At 68.9% G+C, this 25,151-nt stretch carries 22 protein-coding genes and 2 pseudogenes; 17 read left to right on the top strand and 7 right to left on the bottom strand.

Annotated features, from left to right (window positions below; translation table 11 throughout):
- Window positions 1-99 precede the first annotated feature (99 nt).
- Complete coding sequence (tatC, locus tag ACP99_RS11375; protein ID WP_049986715.1) at window positions 100-2,319, bottom strand: twin-arginine translocase subunit TatC; 2,220 nt, start codon at window positions 2,317-2,319, stop codon at window positions 100-102.
- A 111-nt stretch (window positions 2,320-2,430) separates the two neighbouring features.
- Here tatC and ACP99_RS11370 point away from each other — a divergent pair, with 111 nt between their 5' ends.
- Window positions 2,431-4,314: a twin-arginine translocase subunit TatC gene (locus tag ACP99_RS11370; RefSeq protein ID WP_081927435.1), complete on the top strand. Its 1,884-nt coding sequence runs from the start codon at window positions 2,431-2,433 to the stop codon at window positions 4,312-4,314.
- 160 nt (window positions 4,315-4,474) lie between these two features.
- Here ACP99_RS11370 and larE read toward each other — a convergent pair whose 3' ends face one another.
- Window positions 4,475-5,371, bottom strand: a complete 897-nt coding sequence (larE, locus tag ACP99_RS11365) for an ATP-dependent sacrificial sulfur transferase LarE (protein WP_049986714.1) — start codon at window positions 5,369-5,371, stop codon at window positions 4,475-4,477.
- Between the two features lie 156 nt (window positions 5,372-5,527).
- Here larE and ACP99_RS11360 point away from each other — a divergent pair, with 156 nt between their 5' ends.
- The 5 genes from ACP99_RS11360 (at window position 5,528) to rpiA (ending at window position 10,519) form a co-directional block, all read left to right on the top strand.
- Window positions 5,528-7,546 carry a MutS-related protein gene (locus ACP99_RS11360; protein ID WP_049986713.1) on the top strand — a complete coding sequence of 673 codons (2,019 nt, stop codon included), beginning with the start codon at window positions 5,528-5,530 and terminating at the stop codon, window positions 7,544-7,546.
- 63 nt (window positions 7,547-7,609) lie between these two features.
- Window positions 7,610-8,128, top strand: coding sequence for a cytochrome b N-terminal domain-containing protein (locus ACP99_RS11355; protein WP_049986712.1), 519 nt, complete (start codon window positions 7,610-7,612; stop codon window positions 8,126-8,128).
- A gap of 42 nt (window positions 8,129-8,170) precedes the next feature.
- A complete protein-coding gene (locus ACP99_RS11350; RefSeq protein ID WP_049986711.1) occupies window positions 8,171-8,566 on the top strand; it encodes a hypothetical protein in 396 nt (131 codons plus the stop codon).
- Between the two features lie 68 nt (window positions 8,567-8,634).
- Window positions 8,635-9,759 carry an ORC1-type DNA replication protein gene (locus ACP99_RS11345; protein WP_049986710.1) on the top strand — a complete coding sequence of 375 codons (1,125 nt, stop codon included), beginning with the start codon at window positions 8,635-8,637 and terminating at the stop codon, window positions 9,757-9,759.
- Between the two features lie 67 nt (window positions 9,760-9,826).
- Window positions 9,827-10,519 (top strand): ribose-5-phosphate isomerase RpiA, encoded by a 693-nt coding sequence (rpiA, locus tag ACP99_RS11340; RefSeq protein WP_049986741.1) that lies wholly within the window; start codon window positions 9,827-9,829, stop codon window positions 10,517-10,519.
- Window positions 10,520-10,615: 96 nt separating this feature from the next.
- On the opposite strand, the gene ACP99_RS11335 is transcribed toward rpiA, so the two are convergent.
- A complete protein-coding gene (locus ACP99_RS11335) occupies window positions 10,616-10,783 on the bottom strand; it encodes a DUF1931 family protein (protein ID WP_049986709.1) in 168 nt (55 codons plus the stop codon).
- 293 nt (window positions 10,784-11,076) lie between these two features.
- Between ACP99_RS11335 and larB the strand changes: the two genes are divergently transcribed.
- The 4 genes and pseudogenes from larB (at window position 11,077) to ACP99_RS19265 (ending at window position 13,406) form a co-directional block, all read left to right on the top strand.
- Window positions 11,077-11,886, top strand: a complete 810-nt coding sequence (gene larB / locus ACP99_RS11330) for a nickel pincer cofactor biosynthesis protein LarB (protein ID WP_049986708.1) — start codon at window positions 11,077-11,079, stop codon at window positions 11,884-11,886.
- A gap of 85 nt (window positions 11,887-11,971) precedes the next feature.
- Window positions 11,972-12,121, top strand: coding sequence for a DUF7563 family protein (locus ACP99_RS21620; protein WP_449271591.1), 150 nt, complete (start codon window positions 11,972-11,974; stop codon window positions 12,119-12,121).
- Between the two features lie 129 nt (window positions 12,122-12,250).
- Window positions 12,251-13,132: a 5'/3'-nucleotidase SurE gene (gene surE, locus ACP99_RS11325; RefSeq protein ID WP_049986707.1), complete on the top strand. Its 882-nt coding sequence runs from the start codon at window positions 12,251-12,253 to the stop codon at window positions 13,130-13,132.
- A gap of 8 nt (window positions 13,133-13,140) precedes the next feature.
- Window positions 13,141-13,406 (top strand): annotated as a pseudogene (locus tag ACP99_RS19265) (GIY-YIG nuclease family protein).
- A 67-nt stretch (window positions 13,407-13,473) separates the two neighbouring features.
- Here the strand turns inward: ACP99_RS19265 and ACP99_RS11320 are convergent.
- A complete protein-coding gene (locus ACP99_RS11320; protein ID WP_049986706.1) occupies window positions 13,474-14,220 on the bottom strand; it encodes a hypothetical protein in 747 nt (248 codons plus the stop codon).
- A gap of 50 nt (window positions 14,221-14,270) precedes the next feature.
- Between ACP99_RS11320 and ACP99_RS11315 the strand changes: the two genes are divergently transcribed.
- The 3 genes from ACP99_RS11315 to ACP99_RS20035 are packed head-to-tail and all read left to right on the top strand — an operon-like array spanning window position 14,271 to window position 17,449.
- Window positions 14,271-15,443, top strand: coding sequence for an ABC transporter substrate-binding protein (locus ACP99_RS11315; RefSeq protein WP_049986705.1), 1,173 nt, complete (start codon window positions 14,271-14,273; stop codon window positions 15,441-15,443).
- A 9-nt stretch (window positions 15,444-15,452) separates the two neighbouring features.
- Window positions 15,453-16,619 carry a FecCD family ABC transporter permease gene (locus tag ACP99_RS11310; RefSeq protein ID WP_081927434.1) on the top strand — a complete coding sequence of 389 codons (1,167 nt, stop codon included), beginning with the start codon at window positions 15,453-15,455 and terminating at the stop codon, window positions 16,617-16,619.
- A complete protein-coding gene (locus tag ACP99_RS20035; RefSeq protein ID WP_197052438.1) occupies window positions 16,616-17,449 on the top strand; it encodes an ABC transporter ATP-binding protein in 834 nt (277 codons plus the stop codon). The genes ACP99_RS11310 and ACP99_RS20035 overlap by 4 nt, the downstream gene beginning before the upstream one ends.
- Before the next feature lie 30 nt (window positions 17,450-17,479).
- Here the strand turns inward: ACP99_RS20035 and ACP99_RS11300 are convergent, their stop codons facing one another.
- Complete coding sequence (locus ACP99_RS11300; protein ID WP_049986703.1) at window positions 17,480-18,016, bottom strand: NADPH-dependent FMN reductase; 537 nt, start codon at window positions 18,014-18,016, stop codon at window positions 17,480-17,482.
- Between the two features lie 325 nt (window positions 18,017-18,341).
- On the opposite strand from ACP99_RS11300, the gene ACP99_RS11295 reads away from it, so the two are divergent.
- Window positions 18,342-19,715 (top strand): phosphoglucomutase/phosphomannomutase family protein, encoded by a 1,374-nt coding sequence (locus ACP99_RS11295; protein WP_049986702.1) that lies wholly within the window; start codon window positions 18,342-18,344, stop codon window positions 19,713-19,715.
- Here the strand turns inward: ACP99_RS11295 and ACP99_RS11290 are convergent.
- Together ACP99_RS11290 and samp2 are read right to left on the bottom strand one after the other, a co-directional pair.
- Window positions 19,708-20,172, bottom strand: a complete 465-nt coding sequence (locus tag ACP99_RS11290) for a GNAT family N-acetyltransferase (RefSeq protein ID WP_331280771.1) — start codon at window positions 20,170-20,172, stop codon at window positions 19,708-19,710. The genes ACP99_RS11295 and ACP99_RS11290 overlap by 8 nt on opposite strands.
- Window positions 20,173-20,182: 10 nt before the next feature.
- Window positions 20,183-20,395 carry a ubiquitin-like small modifier protein SAMP2 gene (gene samp2, locus ACP99_RS11285; protein ID WP_049986700.1) on the bottom strand — a complete coding sequence of 71 codons (213 nt, stop codon included), beginning with the start codon at window positions 20,393-20,395 and terminating at the stop codon, window positions 20,183-20,185.
- 136 nt (window positions 20,396-20,531) lie between these two features.
- On the opposite strand from samp2, the gene ACP99_RS11280 reads away from it, so the two are divergent.
- The 3 genes and pseudogenes from ACP99_RS11280 (at window position 20,532) to ACP99_RS11270 (ending at window position 25,113) form a co-directional block, all read left to right on the top strand.
- Complete coding sequence (locus ACP99_RS11280; RefSeq protein ID WP_049986699.1) at window positions 20,532-21,512, top strand: replication factor C small subunit; 981 nt, start codon at window positions 20,532-20,534, stop codon at window positions 21,510-21,512.
- Between the two features lie 122 nt (window positions 21,513-21,634).
- Window positions 21,635-24,402: pseudogene (gene alaS, locus ACP99_RS11275) on the top strand (alanine--tRNA ligase).
- A gap of 108 nt (window positions 24,403-24,510) precedes the next feature.
- The gene (locus tag ACP99_RS11270) at window positions 24,511-25,113 is read left to right on the top strand and encodes a DUF7504 family protein (RefSeq protein ID WP_049986698.1); all 603 of its coding nucleotides are present in this window, start codon (window positions 24,511-24,513) and stop codon (window positions 25,111-25,113) included.
- Window positions 25,114-25,151: the final 38 nt, after the last annotated feature.

Below are 25,151 nucleotides of genomic sequence, written 5' to 3'. Positions count from 1 at the left end.
GGAACCGCCCCGCGTCGGCGGATAGTTATGTACCGGTTACGCCCTCACGCGGCGCGCGGCTCGCTCTTCCCGACCGGCTTCCGCCGAGGGTCGCCCGCCTCAGACGTCGGCGCGGGCGGGCGCGAGGTCGCGTCGGCCGCCGGCGGTGATCACGAAGAGGACGCCGAGGCCGATGCCGTAGGCGACCATCAGGGGGATGGTCACAAGGAACATCGTGAGTACGTCCGCGGGGGTGAAAACCGCCGCGACCGCGAGGATGCCGACGGTCACCTCGCGCCAGCGACCGCGCATCGTGCGGTAGCCGATGCCCGCGCTGTTGAGCAGGATCATCAGGATCGGGACGTCGGCGAGGAGGCCGATGCCGGCGGTGGTGAAGAAGATGAGCCAGAAGAAGTTCGTGATGCGGTAGGCGATCACCATGTTCGCCATCACGGCGTCGTTGACGAGCCAGGAGATGACGGCCGGCGCGATCGTCGTGTAGCCGAGGACGAAGCCGCCGATCAGCCCCGCGGCCAGCGCGCCGGTCCACAGGAAGACCGCGCTCTGTCGCTGTCTGATGATGTTCCGCTCGCGGAGCGCGGGCCACGCGTAGTACGCAACGACCGGAAGCGTGACGATGGCGGCGATGATCGTCGAGAACTTCACCTCGAAGACGAGCGCTTCCATCGGGTGCAGCGCGACGACGTTGAGCACCTCGTCGGGCGTCACCTGGGCGGGCAGCCGACTGAGGAAGTCCTCGTAGACGCGCTTGATCCCGCCGGTGTAGAGCCAGCCGAACGTGCCCGCGAGCACGAGCATGAACAGCCCGACGATGCGGAACGCCCGCGAGGTGATCGAGTCGAGGATGAACGCGACGTCGGTGTAGTACCCCTCGAAGTCGCCGCCCTCGTCGGCCTCCCCTTCGCTCTCGTCGCTCTCGTCTCCGTCCTCGTCGTCGCGGAACTCGCCGAGGAACGTGTCGCTGGCGCGCGAGAAGCGGTCACCGATCGACCCGCCTCTCCCCGCGTCCTCGGTCGGCTCGGGATCGACGGCCGCGTCCGCGTCTTCGGCGTCGCTCTCGCTCGCGTCGGTCGCGTCGAAGCGATCGATGATGACCCGGGCCTTCTCTTTGTCGCCGGCGTCGACGGCGTCTCCCGCGGCGGCCATCGCCTCGTCCTCGGAGAGCGCCTCGAACACCTCTGGCGGGGCCGCGCGGACGCCCGCCGCGTCGAGTTCACCGAGGTCGATCTCGGTCGGGTCGCCGACGCCCGCCTCGACGATCGCGAGGTCGTCGAGGTCCTGATAGACGAAGTAACCGACGGCGACGACGGCGGCGGCGACGCCCGCGAGGAGCACGTAGGCACCGAGTAACGCCGTCGACGACGGTGCGTACACGACGTAGTCGCTGCCGATGGCGGCCAGCCCTTCGTTGAGATATCCGATGCCGCCGCGCTCGAAGAACGCGTAGACGAACAGGCCGCCCACGACGCCGACGCCCGCGATGACGTTCCAGTGCGCCCGGACGCTCGCGCCGACGTCCATCCGCTCACTGCCGCGGCGCGCGGTCGTGACGATCTTCGCCAGATAGAGGCTGACACCGTAGAGTGCGAGCACCGGGATCGCCCACATAATCTGGGTGAACGGGTCCGGCGGCGTGAACAGCGCCCCGACGGCGAAGACGCCGACAGCGGCGTGCCGCCACTTGTCGCGGAACGTCTCGTAGGGGACGATCTCGGTGTAGGACAGCCCGGTCATCACGAGCGGCAACTGGCTCGCGAGGCCGAACGAGGCGGTGAGCAGGAAGATGAACTGCGCCCACTTGACGATGGAGTAGGTCGGCGAGAATCCGGCCGAGATGGCGTTCTGCGCGAGGAACGCGAACGTGAACGGGAAGAAGACGAAGTAGCCGTAGGCGACGCCGAGGACGAAGAGCGTCGCCATCCCGAGGAGGATGATCGCGAGCTGCCAGACGGGGACCGGCGAGGAGGGCCACAGCCCCCGCTCGACGAGCGCGTCGCGGGAGAAGTACAGGAACGGCGGGATCGCGAGGACGACGCCGACGACGAGGCCGATCTTCGCCTGCAGGAGGATCACGTCGAACGGCGTCTGCGCGATGATCGAGACGTCGCCGCTGATCTGCGCGGACATCTGCGCTCTCGTGACGCGCTTCAGGAAGTCCCAGATGTAGAGTCGGAGCGCGTAGAACGTCCCGAGGAAGCCGATCAGAAAGAAGATGAAGACCTTCTGGAGGTCCTTCTGCGCGGCTCGAAGCATCGCTCCGGCGGTCTCGCGACCGGCGTCGAGTGTCGCCCTCGTGTCCTCGTCGAGCGCGCTAGACATATCCGAAGAGAACCGACTCGCAGTTATCAATCTTTTCGACCGGCGCGCGCGGATCCCTGCGCGAGACGATGCGGAAAGGCCTATAAGAACCGGGCGGCGAATCTCTGGTGAATGGCCGACGATTCGGAGGACGCCGACCCGACGCCCGACGGGGACGACGTCGAGGCGTCCGGGAGTGACGAGTCAGCCGCCGACGCCGGGACTGACGCGTCCGACGCGGGTTCTGCGGACGCGCCGTCCGCCGATACCGACGGAGACGCGTCGCCATCGGACACCAGCGGGGACGCCCCGCCGGCGGATACCGACGAGGCGTCCGCTGCCGAGACCGACGACGACTCTGCGGAACCGGACGCAGCGGCGTCGCCGGATGCGGACGGGGACCCGTCGTCAGCCGAAGATAGCGCCGAAGCCGACGGGATCGCAGACGGTGACGACGAAGCCGAGGAGGCAGACGCAGGAGCCGACTCGGATGCAGACGAGGAATCGGACGCCGACGAGGAATCGGACGCCGACGAGGAATCGGACGCCGACGAAGAATCAGACGCCGACGACGACGCGACGGATTCCGTATCGACGGAGGCCGGTGAACCGGCCGCGACCGACGACTCCGCAGGGGGCGACGCGGCGACTGTAGCCGGTACCGACGGCGGTGCGCCGGGGACCGTGGGCGACGCGGTCGACGCCTCGGCGACGGAGAGCCCCGGTTCGGATCCGCTGGTCGCCGACGAGGACGACACCGGAATCCTCTCGGACGGCCCCGAGAGCGACGAGGAGATGCCGCTGGCGGACCACATCGAGGAGATGATCCGCCGGCTGGCGGTCGTGCTCGGGATCGGGGGCATCGTCACGCTCCTCCTGTATCCCGGTGCCGACCTCGTCAACTCGGCGTTCGGGCTCGATCTCGTCAGTTCCACGGAGGTCATCGACTTCCTCTGGAACAAGCACATCCCGGGCGCGCCCGAGATGGTCGACCGCCGTCCGCGGGTCTACGGCCCGCTCGAACTCCTCCTGACGGAGTTGAAAGTCGCCGCCCTCGGTGGACTCATCGTCGGCCTCCCAGCGTTCGTCTACGAGACGTACCTGTTCATGCGCCCCGGGCTGTACTCCAAAGAGCGCCGCTACTACCTCGCGGCGGTGCCGACGAGTCTCGTCCTCGCGTTCGTCGGGATCTCCTTCGCGCACTTCATCGTCCTGCCGGCGATCTTCGCGTACTTCACCTCCTACACGACCGGGACGGCGATCGTCGCGTTCGGCCTCAAGGAGACGTTCAACCTCATTCTCATCCTGATGGGCTACAACGCGATCATCTTCCAGATCCCCCTCTTCGTGATGCTGGCGATTATGATGAACCTCGTCACGCGGCGCTGGCTCGAAGACCGCCGCCTGCTCTTCTGGGGGACGTTCCTCGGGCTGGCGTTCCTCGTCAGCCCCGACCCGACCGGGATGGCCCCGATCATCATCGGCGCGACGATGATCGCGCTGTTCGAGGGGACGCTGTTCGTGCTGCGGTGGACCGGGAGAGGGTCGCTGGCACCCACCGCCGATGGGCTGGCGGCCCGCCGTCCTCAGGCCGTGGTGCTCGCGGCGCTCGTCGGCTACCTCCTCAGCCCCCTGCCGGCCCCGACGGGGTATTACGACCTCCTTCCCGCGGTAGTCACCGAGACGCTCGCGGCCAACGGCCTCGCGGTGTACACGCCGCTGATCATCGCGGGCGGCATCGTGGGAGCGTTCGAACTCCTGTCGCTCCTCCTGCGCCGCTACGGCCGCTCGCGGCGGATGCTTCGGGCCAACCTCGCCGTCGACGCCGCTCGTCGCCCGGTTTGGCTACTCGCCGTCGTCGTGGGCTATCTCGGCAGCCCCGACCCGGCCGCCCTCCGATGGGTCACTGAACTGAATCTCTCCCCGGCATTGGCCGGCGGCATCGCGGTCGGGCTGGTGCTCGCGTACGAGGCGCTCCGCCTCCTGCTCGCGTCCCGCGAAGACCGCGCGGCCTGAACTGTCGGATACAGCTTCGTACCCCTCCGGACAGCCGGAACTGGGACCACACCGCGCCGACCCCCGGCTGCCGACGCGGCTTCGTACTGACGGCTGTAACTGTTTGCCGAAGTTCACCACGCCCGGTACGGTGATCAGTAAGAGACTACAGCAGTCGGAATCACTCGCTGGGCGTCGGGTACTCGGCCGCGAACACGTCTTCGACGAGCGGTTCGTCGTCTCCGCCCGGACTGACGCTCCCGGTCTGATAGCCGTGGAGATCCAGCGTCACGTGCTCGAAGCCGAGGTCGGCGAGGTGCTCGCGCGCGGCGGCGACGAAGTCGTGATTCAGCGCCGCCTCCAGTTCGTCGGGGGCGATCTCGATCCGCGCGAGGCCGTCGTGATCCCGGACGCGGAACTGCGAGAAGCCCCACTCTCTGAGCACGCGCTCGGCCTTCTCGATGCGCGTGAGCCGCTCGTCGGTCACTTCGAGCCCGGTCGGGATGCGCGAGGAGAGACACGCCATCGATGGCTTGTCGGCGACCGACAGCCCGTAGTCGTCGGCGATCGTGCGCACCTCGTCCTTCTCGATGCCGGCCGCCAAGAGCGGCGAGCGGACCTCCAGTTCCTCGACCGCGCGGAGTCCCGGTCGGTGCCCCTCCCCCGGATCGGAGGCGTTGGTGCCGTCGCAGACCGTCTCGATCCCCAGTTCGTGGGCCGCCTCGTACATCCGGCCGAGGCGCATCGTCCGGCAGTGATAGCACCGATCACCGTCGTTCTGCACGAAGTTCGGGTCGTCGAGCTCGGAGAACTCGACGATCTCGTGGCGGATCCCGATCTCCTCTGCGACCCGGCGAGCGTCGTCGAGTTCGGCGGCCGGCAGCGTCTCGGACTTGGCCGTGCAGGCGACGGCGTCGTCGCCGAGGGCGTCGCGAGCGAGCGCGGCGACGACCGCGCTGTCGACGCCGCCGGAGAAGGCGACGAGGACGCCGTCGCAGTCGGCCAGCGAGTCTCGGACGGTCTCGGCCTTCGCCGCGGCGTCGGACGGGAGCGCGTCCGGATCCGTCTGGGTTGCCATACCCGGTCTATCCCGCGCAACGGCAAAAGCGCGTTGTCACCGGGCCGGGAGGTCCGACACGCCTCTCAGGGTCGGCACGGGGGAACGTCCGCGCGGTGCACCGCGATCCCGTCGCACCCGTAACGTTTTGTCGGATCGGGAGCGAAAGCACTCCGAATGCAGTTCGAGGCCATCCCGGGGGTCGGCGAGAAGACGGCGGCGGCCCTGTCGGAACTCGACGACGCAGAGCGGGCGCTCGACGAGGGCGACGTCGCCACGCTGGCGCGCGCGCCCGGGCTCTCGGAGGGCCGCGCGGCGGTCGTCGCCCGCGGGGCGATCCGCCGCCGACACGGCGACGACGGGGACTTTCTGGCGACCGACCGCGCGCGAGAGGTGTACGAGGACGCGCTGGGGCTGCTCCGCGAGCGGACCGTCACCGACTACGCCGCGAAGCGAATCGCCACGTTCTACCCGACGCGGTCGGCCTCGCGGATCCGGGAGGTCCGCGAGTTCGTCGACCGCGCGACCGAGCACGACCCTGATCCCGCGGTGCTCGATGCGCTCTCCGGCGTCGAACCGCTCTCGCCACCCGCCTCGCGCCGGGTCCGCGATCGCTGCCTCGCGACCGCGGACGCCGAGCGGTTCGCCGCCGCGGAGGAGGCGTTCCCCGAACTCTCCGTCGAGGTCGTCGAGGACGCCCGCGGGCTGGCCGAACTCGCCCGCTCGTACTCGACGGTCGTCGCGCTCGACGAGCAGTTCGCGGGCGTCGACGTCGAGGGCGACGTCCGCGTGCGGCCCGACGCGATGGAACGCCCCGACGAGATCGTGCCCGAACGCGTCCTCGCCCTCTTCGCGGAGAACCGGTCGCGGATCCTCGCCGCCGCCCAAGTCCACGAGACAGCGGGACTGAGCCCGTCCTGCGACCTCGACGGGCTGCGGGACGCGCTCGATCGGCTCGACGACGACGGCACGATCGTCGGCGACGCGGAACTCGACCGGCTGGTCACGGCCGTCGACGACCTCGACGCCGCCGTCTCGACGGCCGAGTCCGTCGCCAACGACCGGCTGCGCGACGCCATCCGCGAGCGCGACGTGACGATCGAGGGCACGGACTTCCTCTCGCTCGTCGAGCAGGGCGCGCGGGTCGACTCGCTCTTGGACCGCGAACTCGACGACGACTACGCCGACGCCGTCGCCGCCGCCCGCGAGCACCTCGTCGACGCCCTCGACCTCCGCCCGGAGGAGGCGGACTTCGCCGAGCGGGCGTTCCCGGAAGATCCCACGTTCCCGATCGAGCACCACGAGTCGGTGATCTCGCGGCTCCGGACGGAGCTGAAAGCGGGTCGGGACCGCCGCGCGGCCCGGCTGAAGCGCGAACTCGCGTCGGACCTCTCGGCGCTCCGAGAACCTGTCGAGCGACTCGTCCGCGACGCCCTCGAACTCGACGTCGAACTGGCGGTCGCGCGCTTCGCCGACGACTTCGACTGCGCGCTGCCGACGTTCGTCGACCTCGATGGGGACGGACCTGCAGAGAACGAAGGTGCCAACCGAGAGACGCACGGATTCGCCATCGAGGGCGGCCGCTCGCCGCTCTTGGACGTCGCGTTCGGCGACGTCGACCCCGTCGACTACGAAGTCTCCGGCGTCACGCTGCTCTCGGGCGTCAACTCCGGCGGGAAGACGTCGACGCTGGACCTCGTCGCGCTGGTCGTCGTCCTCGCGCAGATGGGGCTGCCCGTCCCCGCCGAGCGCGTCGAACTCGAACGCTTCTCGGAACTCCACTACTACGCGAAGACGCAGGGGACGCTGGACGCGGGCGCGTTCGAGAGCACGCTGCGGGACTTCCGAACGCTGGCGGACGGCGAGACCAACCGGCTCGTCCTCGTCGACGAACTGGAGAGCATCACCGAACCCGGCGCGTCGGCGAAGATCGTCGCGGGGATCCTGGAGGCGCTCGACGAGCAGGCCGCGACTGCGGTCTTCGTCTCGCACCTGGCGCGGGAGATCGAGGCGGCGGCGGACTTCGAGGTCGCCGTCGACGGCATCGAGGCGCTGGGGCTCGAAGACGGCGAACTCGTGGTGAACCGCTCGCCGGTGAAAGACCACCTCGCGCGCTCGACGCCAGAACTCATCGTCGAAAAGCTGGCCGACGGAGACGAATCGGGGTTCTACGACCGGCTGTTGACGAAGTTCTGACCGCTCTCTCCCGTCCGAAAATTATAGTCCGACGAACGCACAGGACGTCAACGATCCCCGCAGATGAGCCAGTCTTCCCCACCACGTTCGACGCTGAAGTTAGTCCTGATCGGCCTCGTCGCCGCGGTCGCGCTCGTCGACCTCGCGCTGCTCGCTGTCCCGACGACGACGTCGCAGGCGGAACTGCTCCGGCTCCTGTTGGCGGCCGGCGCGTTCGGCGCGGTGTTCATCGCGCTCCTGGTCGGCATCGTCGACGAGGCGAGGTATGCCGTCGGGGCCGTCATCTCGGTTCCGTTCGTCGCGCTGTACGCGTACACCGGCCTCCTCCTGCCGTGGACGCAGCTTTCCTTTACGCTCGGACAGGTCGGGATCGAGGGAGCGCTGTCTGTCCCGGGCGTCGGCGACTCGCTGGCGGCCGTCTTGTTCGGCGGGACGACGCTCACGCAAGCGACGCTGCGGATCAGCTTCAGATACCACTACGCGTTCGTCGCGCTCTCGCTCGTCGGCGTCGCCGCCGCGGTCGGACGGGCAGGGTGGTACCGCCTGACTGCCGCTGATCCGGGGGACGCGCCCCGCGACTGACCACCTCGTGGGTTTTTGCCAGTGGGCGACAGAGCGCCCGGTATGGTCCCCGACGACGCGTCTCGCTACTCCGCGAGTTCCGACGCCGACGAACCGATCGCAGACCGCGGCGACGCCGACGAATCGACCACCGGACCCGCCGACGGCGTCAACCACCTAACCGCCGACGGTGGCCGTCGCGACGGCAACGCCGTCGACGACGCGACGTACGACCTGATGTACCGCGCCGCTCGCGAGGCGATCTGGGACGTGCTCGGAACGGCCACGCTGGTCCTCTTTCACCTCGCGCTGGCCGCGATCGCTCTCTCGATCGCCGTCGGCGGCATCGGCCCGTTCCTCCGCGGGTCGGCGTCGTACGCGGCGCTGGGCGTCGGCGTCGTCGCGCTCGCGGTCGGCGTCTTCGCCGCTCTCCGCGTCTACCGGCTCGTGACCGAGTGAGCGGATTCCCCCGCTCGGACGCGCGATCTGGGGAACGGTTAAGTAGACTCCTCGTCGTGATTGAAGCGATGAGGGACGACCCCGACGAGGGGATGCTGTCGTGGGACGAGACGGTCTTCCGCGACGAACACGTCTTCGAGATCGACTACGTCCCCGAGACGTTCGAGCACCGCGAGACGCAACTGGAGAGCCTGAAGTACGCGCTCCGGCCCGCGGTGCGGGGGTCGCGCCCGCTCAACACGATGGTCCGCGGACCGCCGGGGACGGGCAAGACGACCGCCGTCCAGAAGCTCTTCGGCGAACTCGGTGCCCAAGGCGGCGTCCAGACCGTCCGCGTGAACTGCCAGGTGGACTCGACGCGCTACGCCGTCTTCTCGCGGATCTTCGAGCACATCTTCGAGTACGAGCCGCCGTCGTCGGGGATCTCGTTCAAGAAGCTCTTCGGGCAGATCACCGACCGCCTCGTCGAGGAGGAGCAGGTGCTCGCGGTCGCGCTCGACGACGTGAACTACCTCTTCTACGAGAACGAGGTGTCGGACACGCTGTACTCGCTGCTCCGGGCGCACGAGGCGCACTCCGGCGCGAAGATCGGGGTCGTCGTCGTCTCCTCGGACCTCTCGCTCGACGTGATCGACGAACTCGACGATCGCGTCCAGAGCGTCTTCCGGCCCGAGGAGGTGTTCTTCCCCGTCTACGGCGTCGACGAGATCGTAGACATCCTCCGCGAGCGCGTCCGACGGGGCTTCCACGAGGGCGTCGTCGGCGCGCCCGAACTCGACCGCGTCGCCGAACTGACCGCCGAGAGCGGCGACCTGCGGGTCGGCATCGACCTCCTGCGACGCGCGGGGCTGCACGCGGAGATGCGCGCGAGCAGGACCGTCAACATCGAGGACGTCGAGGCCGCCTACGAGAAATCCAAGTACGTCCACCTCTCGCGGAGCCTCCGCGGCCTCTCCGATCGAGAGCGCGAACTCGTCCGCGTGATCGCAGAGCACGACGGCTCGCAGGCCGGCGAGGTGTACGAGGCGTTCCACGAGGAGACGGACCTCGGCTACACGCGCTACTCCGAGATCGTCAACAAACTGGACCGGTTGGGCCTCGTCGACGCCGACTACGCCGAGATCGAGGGACGAGGCCGGTCGCGTTCGCTCACGCTTTCGTACGACTCCGAGGCCGTGTTAGAGCGACTGTGAGGCGGCGGTCGGACGGTCGTCGACCCAGAGCGGAAGTTTTGTGCTCCGCGTCGCCGAGACGACGCGTATGAAGACGACCGGCGGGAGCGACGACCAGAAGCGACGCGCGGGCGAACGCGCCGCCGACCTCGTCGAGGACGGCGACGTGGTCGGCCTCGGGACCGGTAGCACCGCCGCGCACGCGATCCGCGCGATCGGCCGCGCGGTCGCGGAGGGGCTCGACGTCCGCGGAGTCCCGACGTCGTTCGACTCGCGCGCCCTCGCTCGGGAGGCGGAGATCCCGCTCCGCTCGCTCGACGAGGTCGACGGCGTCGACCTCGCGATCGACGGCGCGGACCAACTGGACGATGACTTCCAGGCGATCAAGGGCGGCGGCGCGGCGCACGCCCGCGAGAAGGTCGTCGACGCGGCGGCGGACCGCTTCGTCGTCGTCGCCGATCCCTCGAAGACCGTCGAGACGCTCTCGCGGGCGGTACCCATCGAAGTCCTGCCGGAAGCCCGCGCCGCGGTCGAACGCGACCTCGTCGCGCTCGGCGGCGACCCGACGCTGCGGCGCGCCGAGCGAAAGGACGGCCCCGTCGTCACCGACAACGGCAACCTCGTTCTCGACTGCGAGTTCGGCGCGATCGGCGAGCCGCGGTCGCTGGCGACGTCGCTGTCTGAGACGCCGGGCGTCGTCGAACACGGACTGTTCGTCGACCTCGTCGACGCGGTCTACGTGGGCACCGACGACGGCGTCGACATCCGTCGGCGCGAGTGAGCGAGGCTGCCGCTGTCTCCGAGACGCCGCTGTCGAACGGTACAGCCGCCGCTGACCGGCGTAGCACCAATAAAAAGCCTGGGTCGGTGAACCGACTTACAGGTCGCGGGGCTGGACCGTCTTGCGGTCGTTCTCCTCCGCGCGACGGGCAGCGTCTTCGAGCAGTTCGTTCACTTCTTCGTCGAGCGCATCGTAGAAGTCAGAGGCCACGTTCTTGTCCTGGAGCGCTTCCTTGACGGCTGCTTTGACAATAAGGTCTGCCATACACCACCCTCTATATCGGCACTATATAAAAAGATTTTCCAAAACGCGGGCCTCTCCGCTCCTGCGCGTCGTCTGTAGCAGTTTCTATGGGAATGATTTATATACTCGGGAGTAGCAGTAGAAAAGTCACGCCGATTTCGCCGATTCAGTCCGTTTCGAGCGACCTGTCGTCCGGAACGCGCGGGTGCGGCTCCGGTCGACCGGGCCGCGCGTGGACGAGAGCGACGTCGCTCGGTGCCGCCGCAGGGGACCCGAAGCGACAGGTACGTGTCGCCCGGTCTCGATTACCGCGTATGCGCGAAGTGCTCGAAGCGGTCGCAGCGGGCGAGCTCTCACCGACCGAGGCGGAGGCGCGGCTGGCCGGATACGTCACGACCGAGGCCGGCCGGTTCGACGCCGCCCGCGAGCAGCGACGCGGCGCTCCCGAGGGGATCCTCGCGGAGGGCAAGACCCCCGCGGAGGTTGCTGACTTGGCGACGACCGCGCTCGACTCGACGGGGCGGGCGCTCGTCACGCGCGTCTCCGAGGCGGACGCCGAGGCCGTAGCCGACGCCGTCGACGGGACGGTAGACGTCGAGTACGACCCCCGCGCTCGGACGCTCGTCGCCCGCCGAGCGGACTACGAGGAGCCGACGCTTTCGGCGACGGCCGCGGTCGTGACCGGCGGGACGGCCGACCGCGCGGTCGCGGGCGAGGCCGCGACCGTTCTCGAAGCGATGGGCGCGACCGTCGAACGAATCGAAGACGTCGGCGTCGCCCACCTCGGCCGGATCCTCGACCACCTCGACGCGCTCCGCGCGGCGGACGTCCTCGTCGTCGCCGCGGGTCGGGAGGGCGCGCTCCCGACGGTCGTCGCCGGCCTCGTCGACACGCCCGTGATCGGCGTTCCGGTCTCGGCCGGCTACGGCCACGGCGGCGACGGCGCGGCGGCGCTGGCGGGGATGCTCCAGTCCTGCACGGTGCTGTCGGTGGTCAACGTCGACGCCGGGTTCGTCGCGGGGACCCAGGCGGGGCTCGTCGCGCGTGCGGTGAGCGACGCCCGCGAGGGGGCTGACTCCCGCGGAGACACCGACGCTCGCGACGAATCTGCCAAAACGGATTAATAGCTCCTCTCGCGTGCGCGGGAAGCCATATATGCGTCGCGCACGTACGACAGACACCGGCAAATGGTGGCTGCCGGAAACACGCATGCCAAGCTGTGACCATTGCGGGTCACACGTCTCCGACAACTTCGCGCGCGTGTTCGCCGACAAAGAGGGGCGACTGCTCGCCTGTCCAAACTGCTCGGCGAACGCGGGGATCGCGGAGGTCGCACGGCGTCGCACCCGCACCGCGTGACCACTGAAACGGCGATAGACCACCACGCGAAGCCGTACTTCTGTACTCGCCGGGCGGTCGAACCACCGCCCGGTCGCCTCGACGCCGACGACCGGAAGGGCTACCTGTCTCTCCGCGAACTATCCAGCAATGAGTACGGAGCCGAGAATTCTCCTCACGAACGACGACGGCATCGACGCGCCGGGTATCGCGACCCTCAGGACCGAACTCACCGCGCTCGGCGACGTCACCGTCGTCGCGCCCGACGCGAACCAGAGCGGCGTCGGACGGACGCGAACCCACACGGCCCGGGTCCGCGATCACCCGTGGGGGTACCGCCTCTCCGGCACGCCCGCCGACTGCGTCGCGTACGGCCTCCGCGGACTCGACGCCGACTTCGACGTCGTCGTCTCCGGCGTCAACAACGGTCCGAACGCGGGCAACTACGTCGTCGGGCGCTCCGGCACCGTCGGCGCTGGAATCGAGGCGGCGTTCCTCGGGACGCCGGCGCTCGCGATCTCGGCGTACCACTCGACGGACTTCTTCCTCTCGCCGCCCGAGGAGTACGACTTCGCCCGCCCCGCCCGGATCGCCACCCGACTCGTCTCCCGGGCGCTGGACGCCGGCGTCTACGACGATGTCGACCTGCTGAACGTCAACGCCCCGGTCGACGCGCCGTCGCCGCCGGTCATTCTCACCGAACCGTACCACGACTACGAGCAGCACGTCGAACCCGCCGATCCCGCTGAACTCGACGATGGCGCGCTCGGCACCGACGGGGGCGAATCGGCCGACGGCGAGTTGGCCGACGACGAGCGGATCGTCCACCTCCACGACCGGACGTGGCCCGGCGTGGTCGGCTGGGAGAACCCCTTCCCCGCGACCGAGGAGCACCGCGAGCGCTACCCCGTCGGCACCGACCGCCGCGCGATGGTCGACGCCGAGGTCAGCGTCTCGCCGCTCTCCGTGACCCACGCCTCTCCCGACAGCGCCGCGCTCGCGGAGGTCGTCGAGACGGTCGACGTGGACTGAGCAGCGCGATGTCGGAGACCGAGTACGACCACTACGTGTACGTTCTCGAATGCGCCGACGGGTCGCTGTACACGGGTTACACGACTGACGTCGAGCGCCGCGTCGCCGAGCACGACGCCGGCGAGGGCGCGAAGTACACCCGCGGGCGGACCCCCGTCGAGTTGGTCCACGTCGAATCGTTCGACTCGAAGTCCGCGGCGATGCCAGAGAGTACGAGATCAAACAGCTCTCCCGCCGGAAGAAGGCGCGACTGGTCGGGCTCGATTCGTCGTAGTCGAGCGGGGCTGCCCCCCTCGACGTCGCCACCGCGATGCAGGCGGCCAGAGTCCTCTCCGACAGCGTCACCCGTCCGCGTTCGTCGCGCGGTAGCGACCGTTCCCTCGCGCTTCGACTTCGAGGACCGGAGACCCGTCGCGGAGGAGCGGACGCACCCAGCCGGCGGTCGCCAGCGTCCCCGATTCGACCTCCGTTCCCTCGGACGTCACGACGTCGATCCCGTCCGAGCGGAGCCGTTCGACCGGTTCGGTGCCGGCGTAGGATCGAATCTTTCCGTACTCGATGAACCGCCCGCACTCCCCGCTCGCGGTTCGACCGACGCCGGCGAGCGCGCCGATGACGCCCTCGCCCGTCCCGCCGCACGCCGCGAGGAACAGATCCGAGGCCCGCGCCAGCTCGTAGGCCTCTCTGGTTTCGAGGAGCCTCTCGTCGGCGACGACGCCGAACTCGCGCACCGCGTCCGCGACGTCCGCTCGACGACCGACGCAGAGCCCGGGATCGGAGCCGTCCGCGGCGTTCGCTTCGAGGAAGTCGATGGCGGGCTCGACGACCTCCCGGCGGTCCATCGTCGGAGGTGCCTCACAGAGCAGCGTCGCGGAGCTGTTGTGCGTGGTGTACGGGACCCGTGGATCGATGAGCAACTGCTGGCGGACGCAGCCCGTCCATTCGAGGTCCGGCAGCCGCTCGGAGAGGTGCGCACCCAACAGCCGGCTGATCTTCCCCGTCCCGTGCTCGCTGTCTTTCGTGTCCGTGTCGTCGATTCCGACCAACACCGTCGAGTCTCCGAGCAGCGACTCCGATTCGGACTGCATAGCTGAAATCGCAGAACCTTTCATCTCTACGAGTAAAAACCGTTGTATCTATGTCAAAACAACGGTCGCGGAGGCGGTTCCTGCAGACGCTCGTCGCGACGGCGGGCGCGGCGACGATCGCCGGCTGTAGCGGCACGGACGAGCCCTCGGGCACGCCGACGTCGGGATCGACGAGCACGGACGCGACGACGGCGGCCGGGACCACCGCGGAATCGGCGTCCACGCGGACGATCGAGGATCTGGCCGGTCGGACGGTCGAGGTCCCGGCGTCCGTCGAGAGCGTCATCGGCGTCGGGTCCGGCGCGCTCCGACTCATCACGTACCTGGACGCCGAAGACCACGTCATCGCGGTCGAGGACCTCGAGACGACGAACGAGAAGCGGCCGTTCCGGCCGTACGTCCACGCGAACCCGTCGCTGTCGGAGCTCCCGTCGATCGGCCGTCGGAACAAACCGGACGCGGAACTGCTGCTGCAACAGGACCCCGACGTGATCATCTGGGCCTGGGGCGACGGCGCCGACGCTGACAACTTACAGAGCCAGACCGACATCCCGGTCGTCGTCGTCCAGCCGGGCGACATCAACGCGGAACACCGGCACCTCTTCTTCGAGTCGCTCGACGTCATCGGCGAGATCACCGACAGAACCGAGCGTGCCGAGGAGGTGCAGGCGCTCACCGACGAGACGATCGCCGACCTCGACGAGCGGACGAGCGACGTCGGCGGCGACCGTCCGTCGACGTACGTCGGGTACCTCGGGCGCGGGAACCACGGACTCACCCGGACACAGCCGCTGTACACGCCGCTCGAGTTCGTCAACGCGGACAACGTCGCGAGCGACCTCACCGGGACGCTCACGGAGACGAAGGGCGCAGCGCGCATCGACATCGACCCCGAGGAGATCATCGATCAGGACCCGAGCTACCTCTTCGTCGATATGGGGACCGTCGAGTACGAGGCGCTCTCGGAGCCGCAGTACGAGTCGGTCACCGCGATCGAAAACGGCGACGTCTACACGCTCTTTCCGGTCCGCGAGTACTCCATCAACTTCGGCACCGCGTTGGCTAACGCCTACTACGCCGGCTCGGTCCTGTACCCCGACCGGTTCAACGACGTCGATCCGGCGGCGAAGGCCGACGAGATCTGGGAGTCGTTCGTCGGGGCCCCCGTCTACGAGGACCTCGCGGAAACGTACAGACGCGGGTTCGGCAGCCTCGACGTCTAACTCACCGCGATGCGCGAGAACCCGACCGCGAGCGCAGACCGCGATACGCCGCCGACGGAGTGGTCCGTCGACGTCCCGGAGACAGCGGCCGGTGACGGCGGGTCGGACGTTCGGACGTCGAACGACCGGCTACTCGAGCAGTACCGACGGCGCTCCCGGAAGAAGTCCGCCGTCATCGTCGTCATCGCGGCGCTCCTCGTGGCCGTCTGGGGCTACGCCGTCGTCACCGGGCCGATCCCCGTCTCGCTCTCGGAAACCGTCTCGGTTCTGAGCGGAACGGACACCGGAACCGCCTACCAGGTGATCTGGAACATCCGCCTCCCGCGGATCGTCGCCGCCGTGGGTGCGGGCGCGGGGCTTGCCGTCGCCGGTGCGGTCCTGCAGAGCGTTCTCAGGAACCCACTTGCCTCGCCGTACACGCTGGGGATCTCGCAGGGTGCGGCCTTCGGTGCCGCCTTTTCGATCGTCGTCCTCGGGACGGGAACGACGAGCGGCAGCGGCCCGATCCTCTCGGTTATCGATCCGTACCTCACCTCCGTGTCGGCCTTCACCGGGGCGCTCACGTCGACTACGGCCATCTACTTAGTCGCGAAGTACAAGCGCGCGACGCCGGAGACGCTCATCCTCACCGGGATCGCGTTGGCGGCGCTCTACACCGCGGGCACGACGAGCCTGGAGTACTTCGCCACGAACACCGAACTCGCGGCGCTCGTGTACTGGAAGTTCGGGGACGTCAGCGGCACCACCTGGCGGTTCAACGCGCTGCTGTGGTTCGTCGTCGCCGCGGTGACGGTCTACTTCACCCGGCGGGCGTGGGCGTACACCGTGCTGAACGCCGGCGACGAGACCGCGCGGAGCCTCGGCGTCCCGGTCGAACGGACGCGGCTGTTCGGGATGGTGTTCGCGTCGTTCGTGACTGCGGTCGTCGTCGCCCTCTTCGGCATCATCGGGTTCGTCGGTCTCGTCGTCCCGCACATCGTCAGACGGCTCATCGGCGGCGAGGAGCGGATCCTCATCCCCGCCTCGACCGTCGCCGGCGCGGCGCTGCTGCTCTCGGCGGACACGGTCGCCCGGACGATCATCTCGCCGATCGTCCTCCCGGTCGGGATCGTCACCTCGTTCGTCGGCGTCCCGCTCTTTCTCTATCTCATCCTCCGCGGGAGGGAGTACTGGTGAGCGACGGACGCACCGCGGGGAGTGCCGGGGGGTCCGACGGGGCGTCCGTCGACCCAGTGATCTCCTTCGACGGCGTCAGCGGCGGCTACGACGGAGACGCAGTCGTAGCCGACGTCTCCCTAGAGGTGCACCCGGGCGACATCGTCGGGTTACTGGGCCCAAACGGCGTGGGAAAGAGCACGCTGCTCAAATGCGCGGTCGGGCTCCTCGACCCGCTCGCGGGCGAGGTGACCGTCGACCGGCGGCCGGTCCGGACCTTCGACCGCGACGAACTGGCCCGGACCGTCGGGTACGTCCCGCAGAACGAACCCACGAACTTCCCGCGGACCGTCTTTCAGACGGTGCTGATGGGCCGGAAGCCGCACTTCGGGGCGCGCCCGGGCGCTCGCGACCGACGGGTCGTCGCGACGCTCCTGAACCGGTTGTCGCTCGACGACCTCGCGATGCGGGACGTCAACGCCCTCAGTGGCGGTCAACTCCAAAAGGTCGTCCTCGCGCGGGCGCTCGCACAGGAGCCGCGAGCGCTGGTTCTGGACGAACCGACCAGCGATCTGGACATCCGTCACGAGGTCGAGGTGCTCTCGCTGCTGCGGCGGGAGGCGCCGAACGGGCTCGCGATCCTCCACGCGATGCACGACCTGACGCTCGCGTTCCGCTACAGCGATTGGCTCGTGCTGCTCGGCGAGGACGGCGTCCGGACGCAGGGACCGCCCGCGGAGATCCCGGCCGACGCCATCTCCGAGGTGTACGGGATCGACGTCTCCGTACACGAAGTCGACGGCGAGCGGATCATCGTCCCGACCGGATCGCCCGAACCGACGTCGTTGTGACCGCAGCGACGAGCCCCTCGTTCGGCTCGGCTACGCGTTCGGATGCAGCCGTCGCGCCTCCTCGACGACGGCGACGCCCAGCTCTTCGAGTCGGCTTCGAATGTCCTCGTCCGCGAGGTCGTTGCCGTCGAACTTCCGCGACGCCCGGCGGATCCCGACCTGTTCGGGCACCGTGTGGCCGTGGACGCCTCTGACCGTGCTCCGCATATGCTCGAGAGTCGCGCCGTAGGATCCGCCGCCGGCGGTCGCGACGAGGCCGACCGCCGTGTCCGCGAACTCGTCCTTCGAGCAGTAATCGTGGAAGTTGCGGAAGGTCGAGGAGTAGGAGTCGTGGTAGACGGGCGAGCCGAGGAGCACCGCCTCGGCGTCCCGAACCCGTCGTGTGAGTTCCGCGGACGCTCCCTGCTCGTCGCGATCGGGGTGATACAGGGGGAGATCGACCGCGCCGAGGTCGATCAGGTCCGTCTCGACGCCGTCTCCCCCGACGGCGTCGAGGACGATCTGGAGGGACTTGCGGGTGTAGCTCCGCTCGCGGCGGCTGCCGGAGACGGCGACGACGGTGATCATACCCCCGTCTGGGGGCCGAGCGGCGAAAAGGACCACGGGTACGGTACCGACGCGACGTTGATTGGCGAACAGTCGGCACCTGCCCCGAGCGCTCGCGAGACGACTGCGCCCCGTCGCCCCGCTCTCGCGCTCCCGCACCCGCGCCGACGTGCCGAACAACCGCTACCCGGCGCGGGTCGAAACTCAGCTCACGGCCGGGTTGGCCCCGTCATCCGGGATAAACGTTCGTCGACGGTCGACGCCGCTACCCGGCGTCGCTGAGACGGATCCTCTCTCCCGCGTGGTGTCGACGGGGATTTTTATCCGACGACGGCGAGGGTTCCGTATGGACGCGATTTCGTTCGGGACGGACGGCTGGCGGGCGACGCTCGACACCTTCACCGACGAGCGAGTGCGGATCGTCGGTCAGGGCGTCGCCGACTACCTCGCGGAGGAGGGGTACGACGACCCTGTCTTCGTCGGCTACGACGCCCGCGATACCTCGGAGGGCTTCGCCGACTCGCTGGCGGAGGTGCTCGCGGGCAACGGGTTCGACGTCCTCCTGCCGGAGCGAGACTGCCCGACGCCGCTCGTCGCGTACGCCATCGTCGACCGCGGACTCTCGGGGGCGCTGATGATCACGGCGTCGCACAACCCGCCGGAGTACAACGGCGTGAAGTTCATCCCGTCCGACGGCGCGCCCGCGCTCCCCGAGGTGACCGACGCGGTCGCCGCGCATCTGGCCGAACCGGACTTCCTGCCCGAAGCCGAGCGCGGAACGATCGAGACGGTTGACGTCGTGACGCCGCACTTCGCGCACGCCCGCGACCTCGTCGACGCCGACCTCTCGGGACTGACGGTCGTCCACGACGCGATGCACGGCTCCGGCCGCGGCGTCACCGACGAACTCCTCCGCTCGGCGGGCGCGGAGGTCGTCAGCGTCCGCGACGAGCGCGATCCCGACTTCGGCGGCACGCCGCCCGAGCCGAGCGCGGAGAACCTCGGACCGCTCGTCGACGCGGTCGCCGAGCACGACGCCGACCTCGGGGTCGCGAACGACGGCGACGCCGACCGCGTGGCGTTCGTGACGCCCGAGCGCGGTCATCTGGACGAGAACCTCTTCTACGCCGCCGCCTACGAGTACCTCCTCGAATCCGACTCTGGGCCCGCGATCCGGACGGTCTCGACGACGTTCCTGATCGACCGCATCGCGGAGGCGCACGGCGAGGAGGTCTTCGAGACCGCGGTCGGGTTCAAGTGGGTCGCGAACGCGATGGCCGAGCACGACGCGCTCATCGGCGGCGAGGAGTCCGGCGGCTTCTCGATCCGCGGGCACGTCCGCGAGAAGGACGGCGTCCTGATGGGGCTGCTCGGCGCGGCCGCCGCGGCCGAGGAACCGATGGACGACCGCGTCGACCGCCTGCTCGACGCTCACGGCGACATCGTCTCCGACAAGGTCAGCCTCGACTGTCCGGATTCGGAGAAGGCGCGCGTCATCGACGACCTCGACGACGCGCTCCCCGAGCGAGTCGCCGACCGCGACATCGCCGAGGTGGTGACGCTCGACGGGTTCAAGCTCCTCTTGGAAGACGGTTCGTGGCTGCTCGTCCGGCCCTCCGGCACCGAGCCGAAGATGCGGATCTACACCGAGGCGTCGAGTCAGGAACGCGCCGACGCGTTGCTGACAGCGGGCCGAGAACTGGTGGAGCCGCTCATCTGAGGATTCCGCACAGGCGGTCGTCGCCATCGTCTTCCTGTTCCTCTCCGTCGACTCGACGGATCTCGAAGCCGAGCGCCGCGTAGAACGGCCGCACCTGCTCGCGGAAGCGCGCGACGAGCGGCCCCGCCGCGCGCGTCGCTGCCGCGTCGACGAGCGCCCGCCCGATCCCGCGCCCGCGACGCGAGCGGCGCACGGCGATCGACTCGATCTCGCTCGGGTCGCTGTCGGCGTCGGCGTCCGCCTCGCTGTCGACGACCGCGACGACGGAGTCGCCGTCGACCACGCCGAGTACGCACGCTCCGACGACCGCCCCCTCCTCGTCGACTGCCACGAGCGCCTCGCCGTCGGCGACGAGTCGGCGCACCCGCTGGCGATCGAACTCCAGCATCGCCGCGTCGAGCAGGTTCACGACGTCGTCGGCGTCGTCGGGCGTCGACTCGCGGATTTCGACGGTCACGATCTGAGAGTCACCGCGGCGACGAGCCGCCCTTGATGAGTCGGAGCACTCGCACGCGCTCGACCTCGACGGGCTGGTCCTCCGGCACGGGACTGCCGTCGATCATCACGGACACCTCGTGCGGCGAGTAGCCGACCGCGCGGACGACGTCGGCGTAGGTGTCGCCCTCGTCGGCCTCGACCGTCTCCTCTCCCTCGCCGACGACGTCCACGGTCACGCGCATACGCTCGGTTCGGTCGCGGCGGGCTTTCCGGTTTCGCTTCCATCTCGGACGGGTTTCGCGTTCAGCTTCGGCGGCGACCGCGAGTCGGTGACCGAAACGCGGGTGGTTTATGAGCCACGGGCCCCCTGTCTCGCGTATGAGTGAGGCCGACGCCTCGGAGGGGGCCCCGGCGGGACGCGAGATCTGGATCGAGAAGTACCGACCGGAGACGTTCGACGACATCTACGGCCAAGAGGAGATCGTTGGGCGCCTTCGGTCCTACGTCGAGCGCGACGACCTGCCGCACCTGCTCTTTGCGGGACCGGCAGGAACGGGAAAGACCACCTCGGCCACCGCCATCGCCCGCGCGATCTACGGCGACGACTGGCGGAACAACTTCCTCGAACTGAACGCCTCCGACGAGCGCGGGATCGACGTCGTCAGAGACCGAATCAAGAACTTCGCGCGGTCGTCGTTCGGCGGCTACGACCACCGGATCATCTTCCTCGACGAGGCCGACTCGCTCACCGACGACGCCCAGTCGGCGCTCCGCCGGACGATGGAGCAGTTCTCCGACAACACGCGATTCATCCTCTCGTGTAACTACTCCTCGAAGATCATCGACCCGATCCAGTCTCGATGCGCCGTCTTCCGCTTCTCGCCGCTCTCGGACGACGCGATCCGCCAGCAGGTCGAAGACATCGCCGAGGCGGAAGGGATCGAGATCACCGAGGACGGTCTCGACGCGCTCGTCTACGCCGCGGGCGGCGATATGCGCCGCGCGATCAACTCCCTGCAGGCGGCGGCCACCACCGGCGACGTCGTCGACGAGGAGGCGGTGTATCTGATCACGTCGACGGCGCGGCCCGAGGAGATCGAGGAGATGGTGCGGGCGGCCATCGACGGCGACTTCGCGTCCGCGCGCTCGCAACTCGAACACCTGCTCGTCGACACCGGGATGGCCGGCGGCGACATCATCGACCAGTTGCACCGCTCGGCGTGGGACTTCGACCTCGACGAGCGGACGACGATCCGGCTGATGGAGCGGATCGGCGAGGCCGACTACCGGATCACCGCGGGGGCGAACGAGCGGGTCCAGTTGGAGGCGCTCTTGGCCTCTCTCGCCGCCGAGGAGTAGGCGTCGACCGAGGGAAGTGGGTCGCCGTCGCCCGCTAATCAGTCGTTAAAGGCCCTCGAACGCCCGTCCGCCTCTCCCGCACCCGGAACTGTTTTACCCGGCCGTGGGTCAACTGACGGGTAATGAGTGAACTCGAAGCGGAGTATCGTCTCGAATACTTCGAGGAGGAGGGATTCCACCGGAAACAGTGCCCGGTGACCGACGTCTACTTCTGGACGCGCGATCCCGACCGCGAGACGTGCGGCGAGCCGCCCGCGGACGACTACTCCTTCATCGACAACCCCGGGTTCGACGAGGAGTACACCCTCGAGGAGATGCGCGAGGAGTTCCTCTCCTTCTTCGAGGAGCACGGCCACGAGCGCATCGAGCCGTACCCGGTCGCGGCGAACCGCTGGCGCGACGACGTCCTCCTGACGCAGGCGTCTGTCTACGACTTCCAGCCGCTGGTCACGAGCGGGCAGACGCCGCCGCCGGCGAACCCGCTCTGCATCTCTCAGCCCTGCATCCGGATGCAGGACATCGACAACGTCGGCAAGACGGGTCGGCACACGATGGCCTTCGAGATGATGGCCCACCACGCGTTCAACGCCCGCGAGGAGGCCGGCGACCAGTACGCCTACTCGGGAGAGGTCTACTGGAAGGACGAGACCGTCGAGCTCTGCGATCAGTTCTTCGAGCACATGGGCGCGGACCTCGAAGAGATCACCTACATCGAGGACCCGTGGGTCGGCGGCGGCAACGCCGGGCCGGCGTTCGAGGTCCTCTACCGGGGAGCCGAACTCGCGACGCTCGTCTTCATGTCGATGGAACAGGACGACGAGGGCGAGTACGAGATGAAGGACGGCAACCGGTACTCGCCGATGGACACCTACATCGTCGACACCGGCTACGGCCTCGAACGCTGGACGTGGGTGTCGCAGGGGACGCCGACGGTCTACGAGGCGGTCTACCCCGACATGATCGAGTTCCTCAAGGAGAACGCGGGGATCTCCCTGAGCGAGGAAGAGGAGGAACTCGTCCACCGCGCGGCGAAGCTCTCGGGATATCTCGACATCGACGAGATCGACGACCTGACGGCGGCGCGCGCCGAGGTCGCGAGCGAACTGGACGTCGACAGCGACGAACTCACCGAACTGCTCCACCCCCTCGAAACGATCTACGCGATCGCCGACCACTGCCGGACGCTAGCCTATATGTTCGGCGACGAGATCGTCCCCTCGAACGTGGGAACCGGCTACCTCGCGCGGATGGTGCTGCGCCGGACGAAGCGCCTCGTCGACGACGTCGGCGTCGACGCCCCGCTCGACGAACTCGTCGATATGCAGGCGAAGCGCCTCGGCTACGAGAACCGCGACACGATCCGCGACATCGTCCGCACCGAGGAGCGGAAGTACCGGGAGACGCTCGAACGCGGGCGGCGGAAGGTCGAGGCCCTCGCGGCCGAGTACGCCGAAAAGGAGGAGGCGATCCCGGTCGAGGAACTCATCGAACTGTACGACTCCCACGGCATCCAGCCGGAGATGGTCGAGGAGATCGCCGCCGACGCGGGCGCGGACGTCGATGTCCCGGACAACTTCTACTCGCTGGTCGCGGAGCGACACGGCGGCGGGGACGCCTCGACGGCGTCGACCGCGCGCGAGGAGCGCCTCGCGGACCTCCCCGAGACGGAGAAGCTCTACTACGACGATCAGGAGCGCACCGAGTTCGAGGCGGTCGTCCTCGACGTCATCGAGCGCGAGGAGGGCTACGACGTCGTCCTCGATCAGACGATGTTCTACCCGGAGGGCGGGGGCCAGCCAGCCGACCACGGGACGCTCTCGACGGACGACACGACCGTGCAGGTCACCGACGTCCAGATCCGCGACGGCGTCGTGCTCCACCGCACCGACGGCAACCCCGGAAAGGGCGAGTTCGTCCGCGGACAGCTCGACGTCGAGCGCCGCCGTCGGCTGATGCGTCACCACACTGCCACCCACATCATCGGCTACGCCGCCCGGCAGGTCCTCGGCGAGCACGTCCGGCAGGCCGGTGCCCAGAAGGGCACGGAGCGCTCCCGGCTCGACGTCCGACACTACTCGCGGATCACCCGCGAGGAGGTCAAGCAGATCGAACTCGTCGCGAACGACCTCGTGATGCAGAACCGCGCGGTCAAGCAGAACTGGCCCGACCGCCACGAGGCGGAGGCCGAACACGGGTTCGACCTCTACCAGGCGGGATCCCGCCGGGACAGAACATCCGGACGATCACCATCGACGACGACGTGCAGGCCTGCGGCGGGACGCACGTCGGCCGGACCGGCGACATCGGCGCGATCAAGATCCTCACGACCGAGCCGGTCCAAGACGGCGTTGAGCGGATCGTCTTCGCCGCCGGCGACGCCGCCATCGAGGCGACCCAGCGCACCGAGGACGCGCTCTACGACGCCGCGGACGTGCTCGACGTCACGCCCGAGGACGTCCCGGAGACCGCCGAGCGGTTCTTCACCGAGTGGAAGGAGCGCGGCAAGACGATCGACCGGCTGAAGACCGAACTCGCGGAGGCCCGCGCCGCGGCCGGCGAGGACGAGGTCGACGTCGACGGGACCCCCGCGGTGATCCGCCGGCTCGACGGCGACGCGGACGAGCTTCGCGCGACGGCGAACGCGCTGGTCGAGGAGGGCAAAGTCGCCGTCCTCGGCTCCGGTGCCGGCGGCAGCGCCCAGTTCGTCGTCGGCGTTCCCGACGGCGTCGGCATCAACGCCGGCGAGGTGGTCGGTCGACTCGCGGCCGCCGTCGGTGGCGGCGGCGGCGGCCCGCCGGACTTCGCACAGGGCGGCGGCCCGGACGTCGACGCGCTCGACGAGGCACTGGAGGACGCGCCGGACGTGCTCCGAGCCGTCCAGAGCGCGTGAGCGACGCCTGAGACACGCGTCGGTTTCCGCCGTCAGCCGTCCGAATCGGGGTACGGAGCTGCGTCGTTCGACACAAGACTTATCGACACATATTGAGAATCTAACACTGTGTCCTCGATAGCGCAGGTCGCCGCACAGGTCGACGACGCAGCGACCGTGTTGTTCCTCCGTCCCCAAGCTGCCGCCGTCGACGACGCCGAGTGCAAACGGCAGTTCGTCGACGGGGGAAGCGACACGACGCTGCTCGGCATCTCGTTCTCACAGCCGCCGGCAGCGTGGTTCGACTCGTGGTGTGAGATCCTCGGCGGCGAACCCGCGGCGGCCGCGCTCATCACGACGCCGGAACTCGCCAGCGGCGACCTCGGGGACCGAGACCTCGACGTGGAGACGGTCGCCAGCCCGTCGAACCTCACGGGCGTCGGCGTCAAGTCGACCCCGTACCTCTCCGAGTGGGACGACGCGACCGTCACCGTGGAGTCGCTCACGGTCCTGCTTCAGTACGCCGACACCCAGAGCGTCTACCGCTTCCTCCACGTGCTCACGACGCGGCTTCGCGCGGCCGACGCGACGGGCTACTTCTACCTCGATCCGTCCGTCGTCGACGACCGTACCGTCGAACTACTCAAGACGCTGTTCGACGCGGTCGTCGAGTGCGACGTCGCGGGCGACGGCGAGTCCGTGGAGTGGACGGCCAGAATCCGCGCCGTCTGACCGGTGACCGACGACTGCCGAGTGCGACCCCGCGGGTC

This window comes from Halobellus rufus, assembly GCF_000739575.1.
In the GTDB taxonomy this organism is placed as follows: Archaea; Halobacteriota; Halobacteria; order Halobacteriales; family Haloferacaceae; genus Haloquadratum; species Haloquadratum rufum.
The sequence above is the reverse complement of the archived record's forward strand: the minus strand, read 5'-3'. Positions and strand labels throughout refer to the sequence as shown.